This window comes from Hoeflea sp., assembly GCF_039975035.1.
GTDB lineage: Bacteria > Pseudomonadota > Alphaproteobacteria > Rhizobiales > Rhizobiaceae > Hoeflea.
Genome location: NZ_JBDWHW010000264.1, coordinates 25,299 through 42,664, shown reverse-complemented (window position 1 = coordinate 42,664; position 17,366 = coordinate 25,299). Strand labels below are relative to the sequence as shown.

The 17,366-nt window shown below is 59.5% G+C and carries 17 protein-coding genes; 13 read left to right on the top strand and 4 right to left on the bottom strand.

The features are described from left to right. Positions 1 to 38: 38 nt before the first annotated feature. The 6 genes from ccoG (at position 39) to ABJN75_RS23815 (ending at position 7,282) form a co-directional block, all read left to right on the top strand. Positions 39 to 1,622, top strand: coding sequence for a cytochrome c oxidase accessory protein CcoG (gene ccoG, locus ABJN75_RS23840; RefSeq protein ID WP_348442173.1), 1,584 nt, complete (start codon positions 39 to 41; stop codon positions 1,620 to 1,622). Then, entirely contained in the window at positions 1,622 to 2,131 is a 510-nt protein-coding gene (locus ABJN75_RS23835) for a FixH family protein (protein ID WP_348442172.1), read from the top strand. The genes ccoG and ABJN75_RS23835 overlap by 1 nt, the downstream gene beginning before the upstream one ends. Then, positions 2,128 to 4,464 carry a cation-translocating P-type ATPase gene (locus ABJN75_RS23830; protein ID WP_348442171.1) on the top strand — a complete coding sequence of 779 codons (2,337 nt, stop codon included), beginning with the start codon at positions 2,128 to 2,130 and terminating at the stop codon, positions 4,462 to 4,464. Before ABJN75_RS23835 ends, ABJN75_RS23830 begins: the two co-directional genes overlap by 4 nt. Then, entirely contained in the window at positions 4,461 to 4,619 is a 159-nt protein-coding gene (gene ccoS / locus ABJN75_RS23825) for a cbb3-type cytochrome oxidase assembly protein CcoS (protein ID WP_348442170.1), read from the top strand. Before ABJN75_RS23830 ends, ccoS begins: the two co-directional genes overlap by 4 nt. Before the next feature lie 206 nt (positions 4,620 to 4,825). After that, the gene (gene gndA, locus ABJN75_RS23820) at positions 4,826 to 6,238 is read left to right on the top strand and encodes an NADP-dependent phosphogluconate dehydrogenase (RefSeq protein WP_348442169.1); all 1,413 of its coding nucleotides are present in this window, start codon (positions 4,826 to 4,828) and stop codon (positions 6,236 to 6,238) included. A gap of 192 nt (positions 6,239 to 6,430) precedes the next feature. Further along, complete coding sequence (locus tag ABJN75_RS23815) at positions 6,431 to 7,282, top strand: hypothetical protein (protein WP_348442168.1); 852 nt, start codon at positions 6,431 to 6,433, stop codon at positions 7,280 to 7,282. A 55-nt stretch (positions 7,283 to 7,337) separates the two neighbouring features. Here the strand turns inward: ABJN75_RS23815 and ABJN75_RS23810 are convergent, their stop codons facing one another. Then, positions 7,338 to 7,832, bottom strand: a complete 495-nt coding sequence (locus ABJN75_RS23810; protein WP_348442167.1) for a MarR family transcriptional regulator — start codon at positions 7,830 to 7,832, stop codon at positions 7,338 to 7,340. 152 nt (positions 7,833 to 7,984) lie between these two features. Between ABJN75_RS23810 and ABJN75_RS23805 the strand changes: the two genes are divergently transcribed. Continuing rightward, a complete protein-coding gene (locus ABJN75_RS23805; RefSeq protein ID WP_348442166.1) occupies positions 7,985 to 8,671 on the top strand; it encodes a D-lyxose/D-mannose family sugar isomerase in 687 nt (228 codons plus the stop codon). Positions 8,672 to 8,907: 236 nt separating this feature from the next. Here the strand turns inward: ABJN75_RS23805 and ABJN75_RS23800 are convergent, their stop codons facing one another. Together ABJN75_RS23800 and ABJN75_RS23795 are read right to left on the bottom strand one after the other, a co-directional pair. Beyond that, the gene (locus ABJN75_RS23800) at positions 8,908 to 9,144 is read right to left on the bottom strand and encodes a LuxR C-terminal-related transcriptional regulator (protein ID WP_348442165.1); all 237 of its coding nucleotides are present in this window, start codon (positions 9,142 to 9,144) and stop codon (positions 8,908 to 8,910) included. Between the two features lie 223 nt (positions 9,145 to 9,367). Further along, on the bottom strand, positions 9,368 to 10,396 hold the full coding sequence (locus ABJN75_RS23795; protein WP_348442164.1) for an AraC family transcriptional regulator ligand-binding domain-containing protein: 1,029 nt from the start codon (positions 10,394 to 10,396) through the stop codon (positions 9,368 to 9,370). A gap of 116 nt (positions 10,397 to 10,512) precedes the next feature. Here ABJN75_RS23795 and ABJN75_RS23790 point away from each other — a divergent pair, with 116 nt between their 5' ends. The 4 genes from ABJN75_RS23790 to ABJN75_RS23775 all read left to right on the top strand — a co-directional run bounded on the left by ABJN75_RS23790 (position 10,513) and on the right by ABJN75_RS23775 (position 14,335). Then, a complete protein-coding gene (locus tag ABJN75_RS23790) occupies positions 10,513 to 10,986 on the top strand; it encodes a hypothetical protein (RefSeq protein ID WP_348442163.1) in 474 nt (157 codons plus the stop codon). A 148-nt stretch (positions 10,987 to 11,134) separates the two neighbouring features. Further along, positions 11,135 to 12,340 carry an acyl-CoA dehydrogenase gene (locus tag ABJN75_RS23785; RefSeq protein WP_348442162.1) on the top strand — a complete coding sequence of 402 codons (1,206 nt, stop codon included), beginning with the start codon at positions 11,135 to 11,137 and terminating at the stop codon, positions 12,338 to 12,340. An 86-nt stretch (positions 12,341 to 12,426) separates the two neighbouring features. Further along, positions 12,427 to 13,755: a PhnD/SsuA/transferrin family substrate-binding protein gene (locus ABJN75_RS23780; protein ID WP_348442161.1), complete on the top strand. Its 1,329-nt coding sequence runs from the start codon at positions 12,427 to 12,429 to the stop codon at positions 13,753 to 13,755. 115 nt (positions 13,756 to 13,870) lie between these two features. Further along, entirely contained in the window at positions 13,871 to 14,335 is a 465-nt protein-coding gene (locus ABJN75_RS23775; RefSeq protein ID WP_348442160.1) for a DsrE family protein, read from the top strand. A 414-nt stretch (positions 14,336 to 14,749) separates the two neighbouring features. On the opposite strand, the gene ABJN75_RS23770 is transcribed toward ABJN75_RS23775, so the two are convergent. Beyond that, positions 14,750 to 15,361 carry a rhodanese-like domain-containing protein gene (locus ABJN75_RS23770; RefSeq protein WP_348442159.1) on the bottom strand — a complete coding sequence of 204 codons (612 nt, stop codon included), beginning with the start codon at positions 15,359 to 15,361 and terminating at the stop codon, positions 14,750 to 14,752. Positions 15,362 to 15,969: 608 nt separating this feature from the next. Here ABJN75_RS23770 and ABJN75_RS23765 point away from each other — a divergent pair. Continuing rightward, the gene (locus tag ABJN75_RS23765) at positions 15,970 to 16,290 is read left to right on the top strand and encodes a hypothetical protein (protein ID WP_348442158.1); all 321 of its coding nucleotides are present in this window, start codon (positions 15,970 to 15,972) and stop codon (positions 16,288 to 16,290) included. Between the two features lie 158 nt (positions 16,291 to 16,448). Further along, the gene (locus ABJN75_RS23760) at positions 16,449 to 17,282 is read left to right on the top strand and encodes a DUF3883 domain-containing protein (RefSeq protein WP_348442157.1); all 834 of its coding nucleotides are present in this window, start codon (positions 16,449 to 16,451) and stop codon (positions 17,280 to 17,282) included. The last annotated feature ends 84 nt before the right edge of the window (positions 17,283 to 17,366 follow it).

Sequence of the window (17,366 nt, the reverse complement as noted above, 5' to 3'; positions counted from 1 at the left end):
GGGAGCATTGTGCGGTCCAAATCAACGGTGCCTGAAATATGAACACGCAAACGTCCCCTGACGTCGCAGAAGAACTCGACCAGATCGAACACATCGAGGCCGAGGCGGTGAATGCCGCCTGGAAGCGCAAGCCGCTTTATGAAGCGCGCAAGAAGATATTCCCCAAGCGCGCGGAGGGGAGCTACCGGCGCTTCAAGTGGCTGGTGATGCTGGTAACGCTGGGGATCTACTACATCACGCCCTGGCTGCGCTGGGACCGGGGTCCGTTCGCCCCGGACCAGGCGGTGCTGCTGGATGTTGCAAACCGGCGTTTCTATCTGTTTTTCATCGAGATCTGGCCGCAGGAGTTTTTCTTCGTCGCCGGTCTTCTGGTGATGGCCGGCTTCGGCCTGTTCCTGATCACCTCCGCGGTTGGGCGGGCCTGGTGCGGATACACCTGTCCGCAGACGGTCTGGGTTGACCTGTTCCTGGTTGTCGAGCGCGCCATCGAAGGCGACCGCAACAAGCGCATGAAGCTTGAAGAGGCGCCGTGGGGGGTGTCGAAAATATCCAAGCGGTTGCTCAAGCATGCAATCTGGATCCTGATCGGGGTCGCAACCGGTGGCGCCTGGATCTTCTATTTTGCCGACGCGCCGACCCTGCTGATGGATTTCGTCACCGGCAATGCCGCGCCGGTGGCCTATATCACCGTGGCTGTGCTGACGGCGACGACCTATACCTTCGGCGGGATCATGCGCGAACAGGTGTGCATCTACATGTGCCCCTGGCCGCGCATCCAGGCTGCGATGCTCGATGAAAGCTCGCTGGTGGTGACCTACAATGACTGGCGCGGTGAGCCGCGTGGCCGTCACGCCAAGAAGGCCGCGGCACAAGGGCTGGTCCAGGGCGATTGCGTGGATTGCAATGCCTGCGTCGCCGTCTGCCCGATGGGCATCGACATCAGGGATGGCCAGCAGCTGGAGTGCATCACCTGCGCATTGTGCATTGATGCCTGTGACAGCGTCATGGACAAGCTGGACCGGCCACGCGGGCTGATTTCCTATGCGACGTTGGCCGATTATGCCGACAACATGGCGCTGGCCACCGTTCCCGAAACCGGCGCCCTTGATCCTCGCCGGGTGCGCACTGCCAACGGCGGTTTTATCGATCAGGTCAAGCATTTCAACTGGCGTATCATTTTCCGCGCGCGGTCGTTGCTGTATATGGGCGTGTGGTCCGCGGTCGGCATCGGGCTTGTGGTTGCGCTGTTGTCGCGTGACCGGCTTGAGGTCAATGTGCTGCATGACCGCAACCCGCAATTCGTGCTCGAATCCAACGGCGACATCCGCAATGGCTACTCGGTCAAGATACTCAACATGATTCCGGAACCGCGGGTGATCTTTCTGTCGATCGAAGGCCTGCCGGGTGCTACTATGAAGATCCCCGGCATCGATCAGCCCGCCGGCGTTTCCTTCGCGATTCCGGTCGAACCCGACCGGCTGCGTGAACTCAGGGTCAATGTGAGCCAACCGAAAGAATTCCTGGCGTCCGGGACCGCCACGTTCCGGATCGTTGCTGAAGACAGGTCCAGCTTCGAACGGGACAGCTATACCGCCAGCTTCCATGTGCCAGAGACGAAGTGATGCAAATGATCCGTGCGATATTCCAGCCCAAGGAATTTACCGGCAAGCACATGCTGGCGACTATGGTGGCGTTCTTCGGCGTGATCATTACGGTCAATCTGGTGATGGCGCGGTTCGCGATCACCACCTGGAGCGGTCTGGTTGTGCCCAATACTTACGTGGCCAGCCAGGAATTCAACACCAAGGCGGCTGAATCCCGGGCCATCGCCGCGCTGGGGTATCAGATCAAGCTGACGCCGAATGTCGACGGGCTTGCGATCGATTTCATCGATGCCGATGGAAATCCGGCGCTGGCCGACAGCATGGTCGCACAATTGCGCCGCCCGGTGGGCGAGCATCAGGACCGCGAGATGGTTCTGCTGCGCGGGAGCGACGGGGTCTACCGGGGCGCTGGCGAACTTGCGGAAGGCGAATGGATCGCCACGGTGACGGCGACCAGGGACGGCCAGACGCTGTACAAGCGCGGACGCAGGTTCCACGTCAAGGCCGACGGGAGCATGAGACCGTGAGCTGTTGCGCGGCGGGTACGGAAAGCGCTGCGGAACTTGAGGCGCTGAAATCGGAAGCACCGTCTGCCGAGGAAATGTGGCTGTCGAGCCGCCCGCTCGGTGACGGCTTGCGGCAGGTCGATCTGATCGTTCCCGGCGTTCATTGCGGCGCCTGCATCGCGCTGCTGGAGAAGGAGCTTCCCAGGACCCGCGGCATTGATCACGCGCGCGTCAATCTCTCCACCCGCCGTGTGTCGGTGGTTTTCAAGGACAGGGATGCAGGCAGGGACGGGGCTGATCATCCCGAGGCGGTGCTGACCGCGCTCGGCGAGAAGCTGAAGTCGCTGGGATATCCGGCGCATTTGCCCGGTGGCGCTGACGAGAGCAGCGACCCGGCATTGCGTGAACTGCTCAAGGCGCTCGCGGTGGCGGGGTTCGCCTCGATGAATGTGATGCTGCTTTCGGTCTCGGTCTGGTCGGGGGCGGAGGCTGCGACACGGGATCTGTTTCACTGGATCTCGGCGCTGATCGCGGCGCCGGCACTGGCTTATTCGGGACGGGTGTTCTTCCGTTCGGCCTGGGGCGCGCTCCGGCATGGCCGCGCCAACATGGATGTGCCGATATCGCTGGGGGTGAGCCTGGCCTATGCGATCTCGCTCTACGAGACGATCACCCATGGCGAACACGCCTATTTCGACGCGTCGGTGACATTGCTGTTCTTCCTTCTTGCAGGCCGCACGCTTGACCACATGATGCGGGAAAAAGCCCGCTCAGCCGTGCGCAATCTGGTGCGGTTGTCGCCCAGAGGGGCAATGGTCATCCGCGATGACGGCACTCGCGAATATCTGGCGCTCGACGAAATCGAACCCGGCATGCGGCTGGCGATAGCACCGGGCGACCGCATCCCCGTCGACGGGCGGATTGTGTCGGGCCGTTCGGACATGGATTTTGCCGTGGTCAATGGCGAGAGCGCGCCACACCTGGTTGAAGCAGGCTCGCTGACGCCGGCCGGAACGCTCAATCTGACCGGCCCGCTGGTGCTGGAAGCCACCCGCAGCGCCAGCAATTCGTTCCTGGCCGAAATGGTCTCGATGATGGAGGCGGCGGAAAGCGGCAGGGCAGGCTACCGGCGTCTGGCCGACCGCGCTTCGGCGATCTATGCGCCGGCGGTGCATCTGCTGGCGCTTGGCACTTTCATCGGCTGGATGATGGTTTCCGGCGACTGGCGCATGGCAATGCTGACCTCGGTTGCGGTGCTGATCATCACCTGTCCGTGTGCGCTGGGATTGGCTGTTCCGGTGGTGCAGGTGATCGCGGCCGGGCGCCTGTTTGAAAATGGCATCATGGTCAAGGACGGCTCCGCCATGGAACGGCTAGCCCAGAGCGATCATGTGGTGTTCGACAAGACCGGCACCCTGACGCGAGGCAAGCCGCAGCTGATCAATTCCGCCTCGGTGGCGCCGGAACATCTGGCAATCGCGGCGCGGATCGCCCGGGCATCCAGGCATCCGTTGAGCCAGACGCTGGCAGGTTTCGATGTCGCCGGCGATGCGCTGCCGGATTACGATATCGTCGAAACGCCGGGCGAGGGAGTGGAGGCGATCTCGCCGCAGGGCGATGTCTACCGGCTCGGGCGCGCCGTGTTCGCGCTCGATGAACGCGACGAGGGGACTGCCCGGACCGCTGAGGCCAGTCAGGTCGTTCTGTCGAAAGACGGCTTGTTCCTGGAGATTTTCCTGTTTTCCGATCAATTGCGCCGCGGCGCCGCGCAGGCGGTGGCGCGGTTGTCGGCGCTTGGCGTCAGTGCCGAGATCCTGTCGGGCGACCGCGAAGCACCGGTCAAGGCGCTGGCCGCCGAACTTGGCGTGACAGACTATGTCGCCGGCGTCCGGCCTCGCGGCAAGGTGGATCGCATCAAGGCGCTGGCGCAGGCAGGCGGCAAGCCGCTGATGGTCGGTGACGGGCTGAATGACGCCCCGGCCTTGTCGGCGGCGCAAGTTTCGATGGCGCCGGCAAGTGCTGCCGATGTCGGGCGCATGGCGGCGGATTTCGTGTTCCTGCATGATTCGCTCGAGGCGGTTCCGCTGGCGATTGAAGTGTCGCGCAAGGCCGGCAGCCTGATCAGGCAGAACTTCGCGCTTGCAGTGCTTTACAATTGCGTGGCTGTGCCGGCCGCGGTTCTGGGCCATGCAACACCGCTGATCGCGGCGCTTGCGATGTCGTCGTCCTCGGTTCTGGTGGTGCTCAATTCGCTGAGGCTGAGGCGCAAGACCAGGGTCGAGCAATTCGCCCAGACCGCGCCCGGCCGGACATCCCACGCCACGACCGGTCACGGTCTCGGGGCCTCGGCATGAACAACCTGATTATCCTGATTCCGATTGCGCTTTTTCTCGGCGCGCTGGGTCTGGGGGCATTCCTGTGGTCCATGAAAAGCGGACAATACGACGATCTCGAAGGGGCGGCCTGGCGGATTCTCGATGATGGCGATGATCAGCCGAAACCGGACTGATCCGGGCCGACAGCTCATCCAACCCACGGCTTCGCCCACTTCTGCCGGAAAAGGCCGGGGGCAAGTGTCGCTTCAGCGGCATCGTTTGATCGAATTCACGCAGCGCAATCTTTGGTTCTCCCTCGTGCGGCCTGGCTTGAGGCTTGCCGCCCGGCGCCGCATCGGTCACAACGTCATTCTGTGAATGTGCTGAAGGGGTAACTTGCATGGCTGAAGCGGAAATCGGCGTTATCGGACTGGGTGTCATGGGGGCCAATCTTGCGCTCAACATCGCCGACAATGGCTATCATGTCGCGGTCTACAACCGGACGGTTTCGCGGACCGAGGCATTTGCCGCCTCCGCCGGCGAGTTGTCCGACCGGGTTACGGCCTGCGCGACGCTGGAGCAATTCGTTGCCGCCATCAGACCGCCGCGTCCGGTGATCATCATGGTCAAGGCCGGAGAGCCGGTGGACCAGCAAATCGCCGCGCTGAAACCTTTGATGCAAGCCAATGACATCATTATCGATGCGGGCAATGCCAATTTTCGCGACACGATGCGCCGCTTTTCCGATCTGGAAGGGTCGGGACTGACCTTCATCGGAATGGGGGTTTCGGGCGGAGAGGAAGGCGCGCGGCACGGACCGTCGATCATGGTCGGCGGCGCAGAGGAAGCATGGCGGCGCGTCGAGCCGGTGCTGACCGCGATTTCGGCGAAATACCAGGGCGAGCCTTGCGCCGCATGGCTCGGCGAGAATGGCGCAGGCCACTTCGTCAAGACCATCCACAACGGCATTGAATATGCCGACATGCAGATGATCGCCGAAGTCTATGGCGTCATGCGCGATCACCTGATGATGGATGCGCCGTCAATGGCTGCGGTGTTTTCAGCCTGGTCGACAGGGCCGCTCGATTCCTACCTGATCGATATCACCGCCGAGGTTCTCCGGGTCCACGATGCGGCGACGGGCCTTCCGATTGTCGATATCATTGTCGATGCCGCCGGCCAGAAGGGCACCGGCCGCTGGTCGGTGATCGAAAGCCAGATGATGGGCGTGCCCGCAACGGCAATCGAGGCGGCGGTGGCGGCACGCAGTCTTTCGGCGATGCGCGACCAGAGATCGCGGGCCGAAAAGCGCTTCGGACTGCCGCGGCAACAGGAGCGCCGCGATGGACAGGAGGCTGTCAATGACCTCGAGAACGCCTTGCTTGCCGGCAAGATCGCCGCCTATGCGCAGGGCTTCGCGGTCATGGCGGCGGCGTCCGAAGAGTTTGGCTGGAACCTGCCGATGCAGACAATTGCGCGGATCTGGCGGGCCGGATGCATCATCAGGTCGCGGTTTCTGGGCGAGATCGCCACTGCTTTCGCCAAGGATCCCGAGGTGCCAAACCTGACGCTGACGCCGGCGTTTTCAACCATGATCGAGCAAACCGACGCGAGCCTGCGCAGAATCGTAGCAGAAGCGGCTCTGAACGGAATGCCGATTCCGGCGCTTGGCAGTGCGCTCGGCTATTTCGACACCTACCGCCGCGCGCGCGGCACGGCCAACCTCATTCAGGCGCAACGCGATTTCTTCGGTGCGCACGGCTTCGAGCGGATTGATGGGAATGGCGCGCATCATGGACCATGGGGTGGATAATCACGCGCAACTTCCCCTCACCTGGCTGCGGCTGACGCAGGTCAAGGCTCAGGCTCCCCGTCATCTTCGCGCCTTGCCAAATCATTAGTAAAAGAAAAGTAGAAAACTCCCCTTCAGTCAGTCCAACGACCGACTGTGCGTTTGTGGACGTTGCTCTGGTAGAGTTGCAATGAAACGGGTATATCCAAGGAAATGCGTGAATCACCGTTGCTGGAAAAAATTGTTGCCGTTGCACGGGCTCACCCTGAGGGGATGGAAGCCGGATTGCAAAAGGCAGTCTCGAAAATCAACCGTTGGCTTGACGAACGGGAGGTCGATGACGGTGTTCGTCGCGACTTTCAGATCAGACTTGATCATGTGCTTGCTGATGCGCGCAAACAGCTATCAAGCCATGATATCCCGCAACCTGCCCCTGCCGATCTCACTGGGAACACATCGCGCCCGTCCGGCGCTAACGATCCGGCCAAACCGGCGATACCCACGCAATTGCGCGGGATGCGCGGTATCATGGCCGTCATCGCGTTTGCCGCGATTATCCTGGTGACCATTGGTTTGAGCGCGGGGTTGTTTCCATTTTTCACGCAACAACCACTTTTTGCACTCGATACGGGCACGACCATTGGGCCAGGCAAGAACAATCGCATCGAGCGCGCGCCCGGCGAGACGTCGTTTTCCGTGTATTCGACAGCGAAGAACCCGACAAGCGCCGGCACGACCGGCGGGGCATTTGTCGTACTGGAACCAGATGTTGAAGATCAGGCCAGCGGTCGGAGGATCCGGGTAATTCTCGATGTCGAGCCTGTTTCAGACCAGATGTCACAGGAGTTTGCTGTCGCTTATTCAACCGCGGCTGTTGGCAACAGTGGCTGGCACAAATACCAACTTGATGCCGGGCTCAAAAGTTGGAGTTTTGAATACGACGTGCCGAAGCGTCAGCAAAAACCGGGACGGGATTTCATCGGTATTTGGGCTGATACGTCCGGTGGTGGCGCTGGTGTTCAGATAGCGGACATTCGGGTGGAGCTGGTGGAAGCTGCACAATGAAACCAGCTCAAGGGTTGAGGCGGATGATGCGCATCACCAGCCTCGCCACTGAGGGTCAGGCGTCGGGATCAGAGCCGGCTGGATCGAGCCGGGTTTCGATGGCGCTAATGCCGACGGAGAGCTGCTTTGCAGCGGCCTCTCCGAGTGTGGCGACCAGCTTGGCTTCATAGCTGCGGGCGAGGCTGACAAGCTCCATGTAGGATTGCCGGCCTTCGCGCGTCAGTTCAATATGCTCGACCCGGCGATCGGTCCTGTCGACCTGACGGGCAATCCAGCCTCGGCCCTCCAGTGTCCTGATTGCCCGGCTTACCTTGGTCTTGTGCATGGAGGAATGCAGGCCGATCTCGGTCGCGGTTATCCGGTTGAACTGTCCTATCGTGGCCAGTGTACGCCATTCGGGCCGGGTCATGCCGTGGCGCTGGCGGTAGAGCGCGGCGAACTGCCGGCTGACATTTTCCGCCGCGCGCGCCAGGCGGTAAGGCAGGAACCCTTCAAGTGCCAGGGGCTGGTTTTCCGAAATATCCGTATGTGGCCGGCGGGTCGAACTCATTCCCGGAGATCACTTCCTGTTCGTTGCTTTTGTAACAATTTCCCCAGTGCGCATAGACCGAAAGTATGCCGGGCGCAATTGCAATGCACCGGACAAGGTTCTAGGTCTTGATATAATCGATTTGAGAGCCGGTCCCGGCGGTGGAGGACAATATGGAACGTAGCCAGATCAACGAAATCCTTGAGGAGAGCGACCGGTTCATCCGCTCCTTCGGATATGTCATGCCGCCTTTTGCCTATTGGAGCCCGGAGGAGTTGCGTGCCCGCACCAGCACTGACGCCGGCAATATCCGCGCCAACAGGCTGGGCTGGGACATCACCGATTACGGACAGGGAAATTTCGAGGATCTGGGCCTGTTCCTGTTTACCGTGCGAAACGGATCTGCTGCGGATCTGGCAAGGGGCGAGGGCATGCTCTACGCGGAAAAGATCATGATCTCGCGCAAGGATCAGGTGTCGCCAATGCACAGGCACAACATCAAGGCCGAGGACATCATCAATCGCGGCGGCGGCAAGCTGGTGCTGGAACTGTTCGCCTCCACCGAAGACGGGTCCGTCGATTTGTCCTCGGAGGTTTCGGTTCACACCGATGGCGTTGTGCGTAAATTCGAGGCCGGGGGATTGCTCAAGCTGGAGCCGGGTGAGAGCGTCACCTTAATGCCTGGCGTCTGGCATGCGTTCTGGGGAGAAGGCGGAGATGTGCTGATCGGCGAGGTTTCGACCGTCAACGACGATCTCACCGACAATGTCTTTCGCGAACCGATCGGACGATTTTCGACCATTATCGAAGACGAAAGACCCAGGCACCTGCTGGTGTCGGACTACGAGACCTGGCTCTGAGGCATGCTGCGCAAAAAGGTGCAGCGGTTTGGCGACAACGACCTGTAAGATAAAAAGGCTGACGCGCGTCACCTGAACCCGTTTGACCGCGTCGCGCGTTAGTGGCGCGAGGTGGCCGCCGGGAGTGTGGACGTCAGCCCGAGCCCCGCCAGGCTCGGGCTGACACCCTGGAAAAACCGCGCCTCGGACCCAATCCCGCCCCCTTAAGGCAAGTGGGCAGCGGTTTCTCGTTCGAATCAGTCGCGTTCGGTTCCCAGGTAGCCAAGCCTTGCGGCCTTGGCCACGCCGGCCATGCGGTTGGGAACGCGCAGCTTCAACATCACCACAGAGAGCACCGAGGCAACTTCGCCGGCTGTCAGTTCCAGCCCGGCGCCGATTTCCGTGTCATTCAGTCCTTCCGCGCACTTGCGAAGGCACCTCATTTCGGTTCGGGTCAACGGAAGAGATCCGCGTTCGTTTCCAAGATCCATCATGCTGTCCTTTCAAGGCGGGAAGTCTGCCGTGATGCCAGTAAACCGGGCAATGCGGCGTGGCCAAAAGCCCGCCGTGATGCGACACCGGAATGTGTGTGATATGTTGGAGCGGTTATGCCTTGTCCTGCGAACGACCGCCTTCACACGGCGCGCCAAAATTGATGGCTGGATCGGTCAACGGAAAATGAACGCATAGCGTGCGCCGGTTCAGACCGGATGCGGCTCAGGTCGTGCTGCGGTGCTTTTGCCGGAAATCACTCGGCGTCATGCCGAACCACCGGATCGCGGACCGGGTGAAGGCGGCGGGTGCGGAGAAACCGAGTTTGTAACCTATGCTGGAAAGTGTGTTGTCGGTTTCGAGCAATAACCGCCCGGCCATTTCCTTTCGGCATTCATCGACGATTGCCTGCATGCTGGTTCCGGCTTCCGTCAGCCGGCGCTGCAGCGTGCGGGAACTCATGCCAAGCCTTTCGGCTTCGAGCGCCAGGGTGAGTGTACTACTTGAGAGATTTTCTGCGACATGAAGCCGAATGGCAGACACGGGATCAAGGATGTCGGTGCGGTGTAGCGCAATCGCCTCCATCTGCTGCGCCATCATGGCGAACAACCGCGGATCTGCCTGGTCATTGGTTCTGCCAAGAATTTCCTTGGGCAGAATGAGCGAGTTGACCGGCGCGCCGAAACTCACGTTGGGAGATAGTAACTGTTTGTGTAAATTTGTACTTATCGGTTTCTTCCGCTCCAGTTCAACACGTATCTGACTGATGTCGTCGCCGAGAATGGCGCGCAGATGATTGAAGGTCTGTGCGGTTCCCAGATCCACGAATTGATCGCGATGCAGGATCAGCGGAGAATAGGTCCACTCGAAATGCGCCGCGCGCGGCCCGAACTCCAGCGTGCAAATGCTGGTCTCGCTTATCTTGTTGAGATTGCGCCCCATGAACACCAGACAATCGCGCAGGGTGGGGGCATTCATCATGGCGTAACCGAACGGACCCGATGCGCCCCTCTCGAACCCGGCTATGGATTTAAGCCCGAACACGTCATCGCCGGAGATCAGAGCCAGTGCCTCCATGTAGCGGCAAACCCGATTGAGGCTGACCCGCTCGCCGAAGACATCGAAGCGTTGGGGATCCAGACCGCAGGCGTGGGCAATCGGGTCGGCATCGATGCCCTGGCTGGCCGCATAACGACTGATGCCGGAGGCCAGGCCGGCGGCAACTTCGAACTGGTCTGCCTGTGTCGTTCTCATGAATTTGGCGTCCGAGGTTAAGAGTTCGGCGCGACAAGTAAACGCTGAAGTGGCGACGCTGTCGAGAACAAAGCTATGCTGGTTGCTTGAAATGCATTGGTATGAGTTTTTTTCGCATGAACGCTTCTCCACCTCCTTCCAGCTTTGAATTGCCCGGACATGCACCTGAGCGCATTCGCAGATTTCACGAGATCTGGTTGGAGAAAGCCGACGGAAAACTGCCCGATGCGTCGCTTTTCGATGTCACCGAGCTCAGTGCGGATTTCCCGCTGCTGGCGCGGATCTGCGTTGAAGGGCCGGATCAGGAGTTGCACTGGCGCGATCTGGCGGATCACCAAAAATGGCCTTTCGGTCCGCCGGTCAAGGACAGGCCAGTGGTGGAAGCGGTGCCGCCGCGCAGCGTCAAGCGCGTGATCGCCGCCTTTCAGGAGACGCTCGAGAGCGGGATTCCGGATTATTTCGAAACCACATCATGGTTTCATGGCGGGCACAGCCTGTCGCTGGCACGGCTGGTGGCGCCACTTGCGGCAGGCTCTGGCCGTGAACTGATCGCGCTGTGGGAAGTGATGGAGCCGCCGACCTCGGTGTGAACTTAAGAGGCGATACCGCGCCGACGGGCGGAAAACATTTTAAGCCTATAGTATCCCGAAATATCCATGTTAAAGAGAACAACGAGGCTGTAATGTGCCCCCGAAAGGGGCGGATCGCTGCCCCCTGGTTCAATTTGGAGTTTTTGCAATGTCCGTTTCCCCCGCCGTTTCGACCAAATCCATGTTCCAGTGGGACGATCCGTTCCTGATAGCTGATCAGCTGACGGATGAAGAACGGATGATCGCGGATTCGGCGGCAGCGTTCGCGGCGGACAAACTGATGCCAAGGGTCACGGACGCCTATCTCAACGAGGTTACCGACCGTGACATCTTTTCGGAGATGGGGCAGGCGGGCCTGCTCGGCATCACCGTGCCTGAAATCTATGGCGGGGCGGAAGCCGGATACGTTGCCTACGGGCTGGTGGCGCGCGAGGTCGAGCGGATCGATTCGGGCTACCGCTCGATGATGAGCGTGCAGTCTTCGCTGGTGATGTATCCGATCCAGGCTTACGGCAGCGAAGAGCAGCGGCAAAAATATCTGCCGAAACTTGCCAGCGGCGAATGGGTCGGCTGCTTCGGCCTGACCGAGCCGGATGCCGGTTCCGATCCGGGCGGCATGAAGACCCGCGCCAAGAAGGTTGACGGCGGCTATGTGCTTAATGGTTCGAAGATGTGGATTTCCAATGCGCCGATCGCCGATGTGTTCGTGGTCTGGGCCAAATCCGAAGCGCACGACAACCAGATTCGCGGCTTTGTGCTGGAAAAAGGCATGAAGGGCCTGTCAGCGCCGAAGATCGGCGGCAAGCTGTCGCTTCGCGCTTCGATCACCGGCGAAATCGTCATGGACAATGTCGAGGTTTCCGAAGAGGCGCTGCTGCCGAATGTCTCGGGTCTGAAAGGCCCGTTCGGTTGTCTCAACCGGGCGCGCTACGGCATTTCCTGGGGCGTGATGGGCGCGGCTGAGGATTGCTGGCACCGGGCGCGGCAGTATGGTCTTGACCGGCACCAGTTCGGCAAGCCGCTGGCCGGCACGCAGCTGTTCCAGAAGAAGCTTGCCGACATGCAGACTGAAATCGCGCTTGGCTTGCAGGGCTCGCTGCGCGTCGGCCGGCTGATGGACGAGGGCCGGTTTGCGCCGGAGATGATCTCGATCATGAAGCGCAACAATTGCGGCAAGGCGCTGGATATTGCCCGGCAGTCGCGCGACATGCACGGCGGCAACGGCATTCAGGCCGAATATCACGTCATGCGCCACGCGCAGAACCTTGAAACCGTCAACACCTATGAGGGCACGCATGATGTGCATGCGCTGATTCTGGGCCGGGCGCAGACCGGCATTCAGGCGTTTTTCTGAGGGGTTGCGATTTCCCCGGCTTTGTTTCCGGGGCAATGGTATTCATGGGTTTGCATATGTAAGATGTCTCCCGGGAGGAAACTATCTTGCATCTGACCAGGCGGTTGATTGGCGCGCTTGTGGCGCTGTGGGCCTGTTTGTCCATTGGCGAAAGCCTTGCGCAAACAGGCGCCGGCAATCACGCGGTCCAAAGCGAGCGGGTCGCCCATATCGGCGTGCTGGCCTATCGCGGCAACGCCGCCGCGATGGTCGAGTGGCGGCCGCTCGCCGATTATTTGACCGGCAGCATTGACGGCTGGAGGTTCGAACTGGTGCCGGTGACGCTGGCGTCGGTCCAGGGCGAGATCGAAGCCCGCCGGCTCGACTTCCTGATTACCAATCCGGGTCATTACGTGGCGCTGGCCGACCGGCATGATTTGAGTGTCATTGCCACGCGGGAGCGCTGGGCGGACATCTCCGGTTCCCATTTGTCGCAATTTGGCACCGCGATCATCGTCGCCAGCGACAGCCCGATTGCGTCGCTCAATGACCTGAAGGGCACAAGGCTGGCGGCGATCAGCCCCGATGCCTTTGGTGGGTTTCAGGTTGCCTGGAGCCAGATGCAGTTGCAGGGCGTCGATGCGTTTCGCGATCTTGCCTCCCTGCGGTTTCTGGGCTTTCCGCATGACGAGGTGATCGCCGCCGTTGCGCGCAAGGAGGTCGACGCCGGTATCATCCGTGGCGGTCTTCTGGAAATTCTGGCCGGCGAAGGCAAGATAGAGCTGGATGATTTTCGGGTTCTCAATGCGCAGCAGTTTGACGGGTTTCCCTATCAGGTGAGCAGCCCGCTGTTTGCCGAATGGCCCTTCGCCGCGTTGCCCTCGGTGGAGAAGAGGATGTGCGAGCAGGTGTTGACCGCGCTTTTGAAAAGCCAGGACCCTGAAATATCGGCGAAATACGGGTTGCGCGATCTGTGGTCGGCGCCGCTGTCTTACGAAAGCACCCGAAAGCTGGTCGGCGCGTATCAAGCGCGGCTGGCCGCACCCGTTGCGGGTCCGGTGTCTGCCGCTTCCTATTCGCTTGTGCCGCTGGCAGTATTTGCGGTGCTCGCGGCGCTGGCGTTCGCGATGGCCTATTCCCGCCGCGGCGCGGCCTTGCCGGTGGACCGGGCAACCGATATCGATCCTCGCGCGCCCGCCGGGTTCCAGCAATACGAGGACAAGATGAAAAGTCTCACGCTGCGGGAGCGGGAGATCCTGCAGCTCATTTGCGGCGGCAAGCAGACACGCGCCATTGCAGGCGTGCTCGGGATCAGCCCGAAAACGGTGGAGTTTCACCGGACGAATCTGCTGCAGAAAACCCAAGCCGGAACCATGGCCCATCTGGTGCAGATTGCCACCCGGCTGGGGTATGACCAAGGGGTTTCCCCAGGGTGACGGCGGCTGAAACCCGCATTCCTTCCAGTTAATTTCAGGCGACCCGCATGCGACAATTTGCTGCATGAGGCTGATTATCAGCCTCATGCAGCAAAGACTTTCCCGGGAGGACACAATGCGACTTTCAACCAGAATACTCACCGCTGTTACACTGACGATCTCCCTGGCATTGGCCGTGTTCGGCAATGCCAGTGCCAATGACAGATACGGCAAGCAGAAGGTGGTCTATCACATCAATTACGATGGCGGCGACGCCGACAAGGCCTATCGCGGCGCGCTGATCAACATTCAAAACCACATCAACGCGGTTGGCGCCGAAAACATTGACATCAAACTGGTGTTGCATGGCAACGGCCTGGGTCTGCTGGCCCATGCCAAGACGAACGAGGCCTTGCAGGGTCAGGTTCTGGGGCTCAAGGGTCAGAATGTGGAGATCAATGTCTGCAACAACACCCTTGAAGGACGCAATATCAGCTATGAGAACGATCTGTTCGATGTGTTCAAGGAGGATATCGTCCCCAGCGGCGTAGCCGAACTCTCGCGGCTTCAGCAAATGGGCTACACCTATATCAAGCCCTGAACAGGCATCGGGGCGGCCCGGTCTTCCTTGGAGGACGGGCCGCACATGCCCGCCCGGCGCGTGATGTGTGCCGCGTTGCACATGCCGGGGTGGACCCGGGGCCGGGGCTGTGATGAGCTTTACCCACACTGAACTCCGCGCGCGAGAAGTTTCGCCGGCGGTTTGAGGCGTTTCGAGGGCCGGTTGCCGCGTTGAAAGCGGATCACATTGCGGCGCGCGCATGGACACGCGGCCCGTGCTTGGTCGGCGCAGGATGCACCGCTAAAGGCGGCAGACCGAATTTCACGTCATGCGCCATGCGCCATGCGCCATGCGCAGACCGGCATTCAGGCGTTTTTCCGAGGGGTTGGCCGCTTCTGCAATGTGAAACTGCCGATTTCGGGCTCAAGTGAACTTCACTTGAGCCCGAAATGTTTACAGCCCGCCTTCGACCGTGGTCAGGCCGAGGATCTTCCAGGACTGCATGCCGCCGCGATAATAGAAAATACGCTCCGCCGGGTAGCCTTCACGCAGCATGGCGCGGATGGCGGTGGGCGACTGGCCGCACCACAGGCCGTTGCAATAAAGCGCAACGCTTTTGGCATCCTTGCAATCCCATGTTGCGCTGCTGCCGACGCAGCCGAGTTCATCCAGACGTCCGGCGATTTCGGTGTAGGGAATGTTGAGTGAGCCCGGAATGGTTTCCTCGGCGTGCCAGTCGACCGTGCGGGCGTCGATGACCATGGCATCGGGATCAGTGAGCATGTCGAGCAATTCCAGCTCGCCGATGGTGGCGACGCCTTCGGCAACCTGGAACGGCTGGATGCAGAACGGCGGACAGGCGCGCGAGGTCTGGGCGAAATAGCCGGTGATTTCGTGTTCGGTGTCCTGAATGCGCTCGATGGTCACCGCGCCGTCTGCAGTCTCAACCTCGACACTGGCGATGTCGGGGCGGATCTTGACTTCTTTCGTTTCGTCTGCGGCAAAGGCAGTGGCTGGTCCAAGCAGCAGCCACATCGCTGATATGAGAGCAATCATGCGGGTCATCGTATTCTCCTCACTGTCCCGGTTGCCTCGCACCCAAAATGCGGGTCCGGGTAAAATATTCAGATACGCCTATGTAACGACCTGGCTTCCGGCGGGTCAATGATGGGATTGTGCAGGCGACAGCGTTGCGCGCGGAAAATTCCGCCGCCGGCATGAGGGACCTTCAGAGCGTCCGGTGGCGCTGTTAACGGGCCGGGCTGCGGGCGTTTTCTTTTTCACGCCCGATCCCCCTCACCAACAAAATCTACGACTTGGCCCGGATGGTCCAAGACCGTGATTTTGTGTCCTCTCTCACCAATGGAAAGGTGAAACGCGCCGCTTGCGCGGAACCCCTACACAATCCGTCACCCCGGACTTGATCCGGGGTCCAGCAGCGCCGCGTCGGCGGCGCGGAAGAATCGTTGCGTGATTCAAAAAGCCTCTCGCCGCGTGGACACGCGGCGGCTGGATGCCGGATCAAGTCCGGCATGACGAGGAACAATTAGTCTTTGCAACGCACTTCGAGGAAGGGCGGATAGAGAGAGCAACTATTGGGTGAAAGAGTGTAATATGATACTATTTCACTTAGGTTTCGGGTTTGCATAAAATCTCCCTGAACGAGGTCTGGAATGGAAAATACGGGCCAAACAAGAGTTCATTACATGTATCGCGATGCTTCGAATTGGAAGTTTTGGGGTGCAGCGATAGTGGATGGAGAGTTGTCGTTAGAGCAACTGCAGCCATATCTGTTCGACAACGATTTTTTCGTTCCCCATGAAGTCGGACTTGACCACTTACTTGATCAGCCGATGAACGAGGATGACCACTATTTGCACTCCTTTGTTGATTTCGAATCGGTATCCGGGCAAGAGCCTCTGTGTTCCGTGGAGGAATTCGTCGACCGGTTCAGGACTGCCCATGAGCGCGGTTGGTTTTCCAAATTGATATGACATCAACTGCAAGAATGAATTATGTTCAGATTGACTGATGCATTTTTGAATGGTCGATAGACATCTATCTGCTGGCCCATGTTTTCCGAAGTCAACATGTTTAAGATGCGCGGATCAACGATCATAAGCGAGCATAACTGAATGACGGGTGGTGTGAAGTGAGTGACGGTCTGCGCGGAACGGACTGGACAAGGTCAGAGGTCCAACTCTGCGTGGCAAACTATTTTGATCTGCTTGAGAAGCAAAACGCCAATGAGCCCTTTATAAAAGCTCACGTGTACCGAGACCTTGCTCAGCAAACGGGCCGTACCGCTTCGTCAATTGAATTCAAGTTTCAAAACATATCGGCAGTGCTGAACGAGATGGGGTTGGATTGGCTAACCGGCCTCGCTCCTCTGGCGAATTTTCAAAAACTTTTGGCCGAAACGATCAATGAATACGAAGATAGAGTCAGAGCGCTTGCAACAGTTTCTGAGCCGAAGGGGCTCGAAGACTTGGCCGGGTTATTTGTCGAATCGCCCCCTGAAAGGGCGATCGGGAAAACGTCTATCCCTGAATATATGGAGAAACTTGTACGCAAATTCGACCCAGTTGAACGTGACCGGAAGAATAGACTTCTGGGCGAGGCTGGTGAGGAAATTGCACTCGAATACGAAAAACGATGCTTGCATGCGATCGAACGGCACGATCTCGCGAAAAACGTCCGGTGGGTGTCAAAAATCGAAGGTGATGGTGCCGGGTACGATATTCTGAGTTTTGATGGTCGTGGGGAAAAGAAGTTTATCGAGGTCAAAACAACAATTGGTAGCAACACCACACCGTTTTTTATCAGTCGCAATGAGTTTGATTTTTCAAAGCGGGAAACTGAACGATTCCGATTATTCAGGGTTTTCGATTTCCGGAAAAGCCCGAGGGCATTTGAGTTGCAGGGTCCATTGGAAAACTTTGTAAGATTGTCGACCGAGACATTTAGAGCGGATTTCCGAGCCTAAGCAGGTTTGTCACGCAGATACGTCGCACATCCCCCATAACAATCCCCGCCTTCATCCCGCCCGCCCCATTGACACCACACCCCC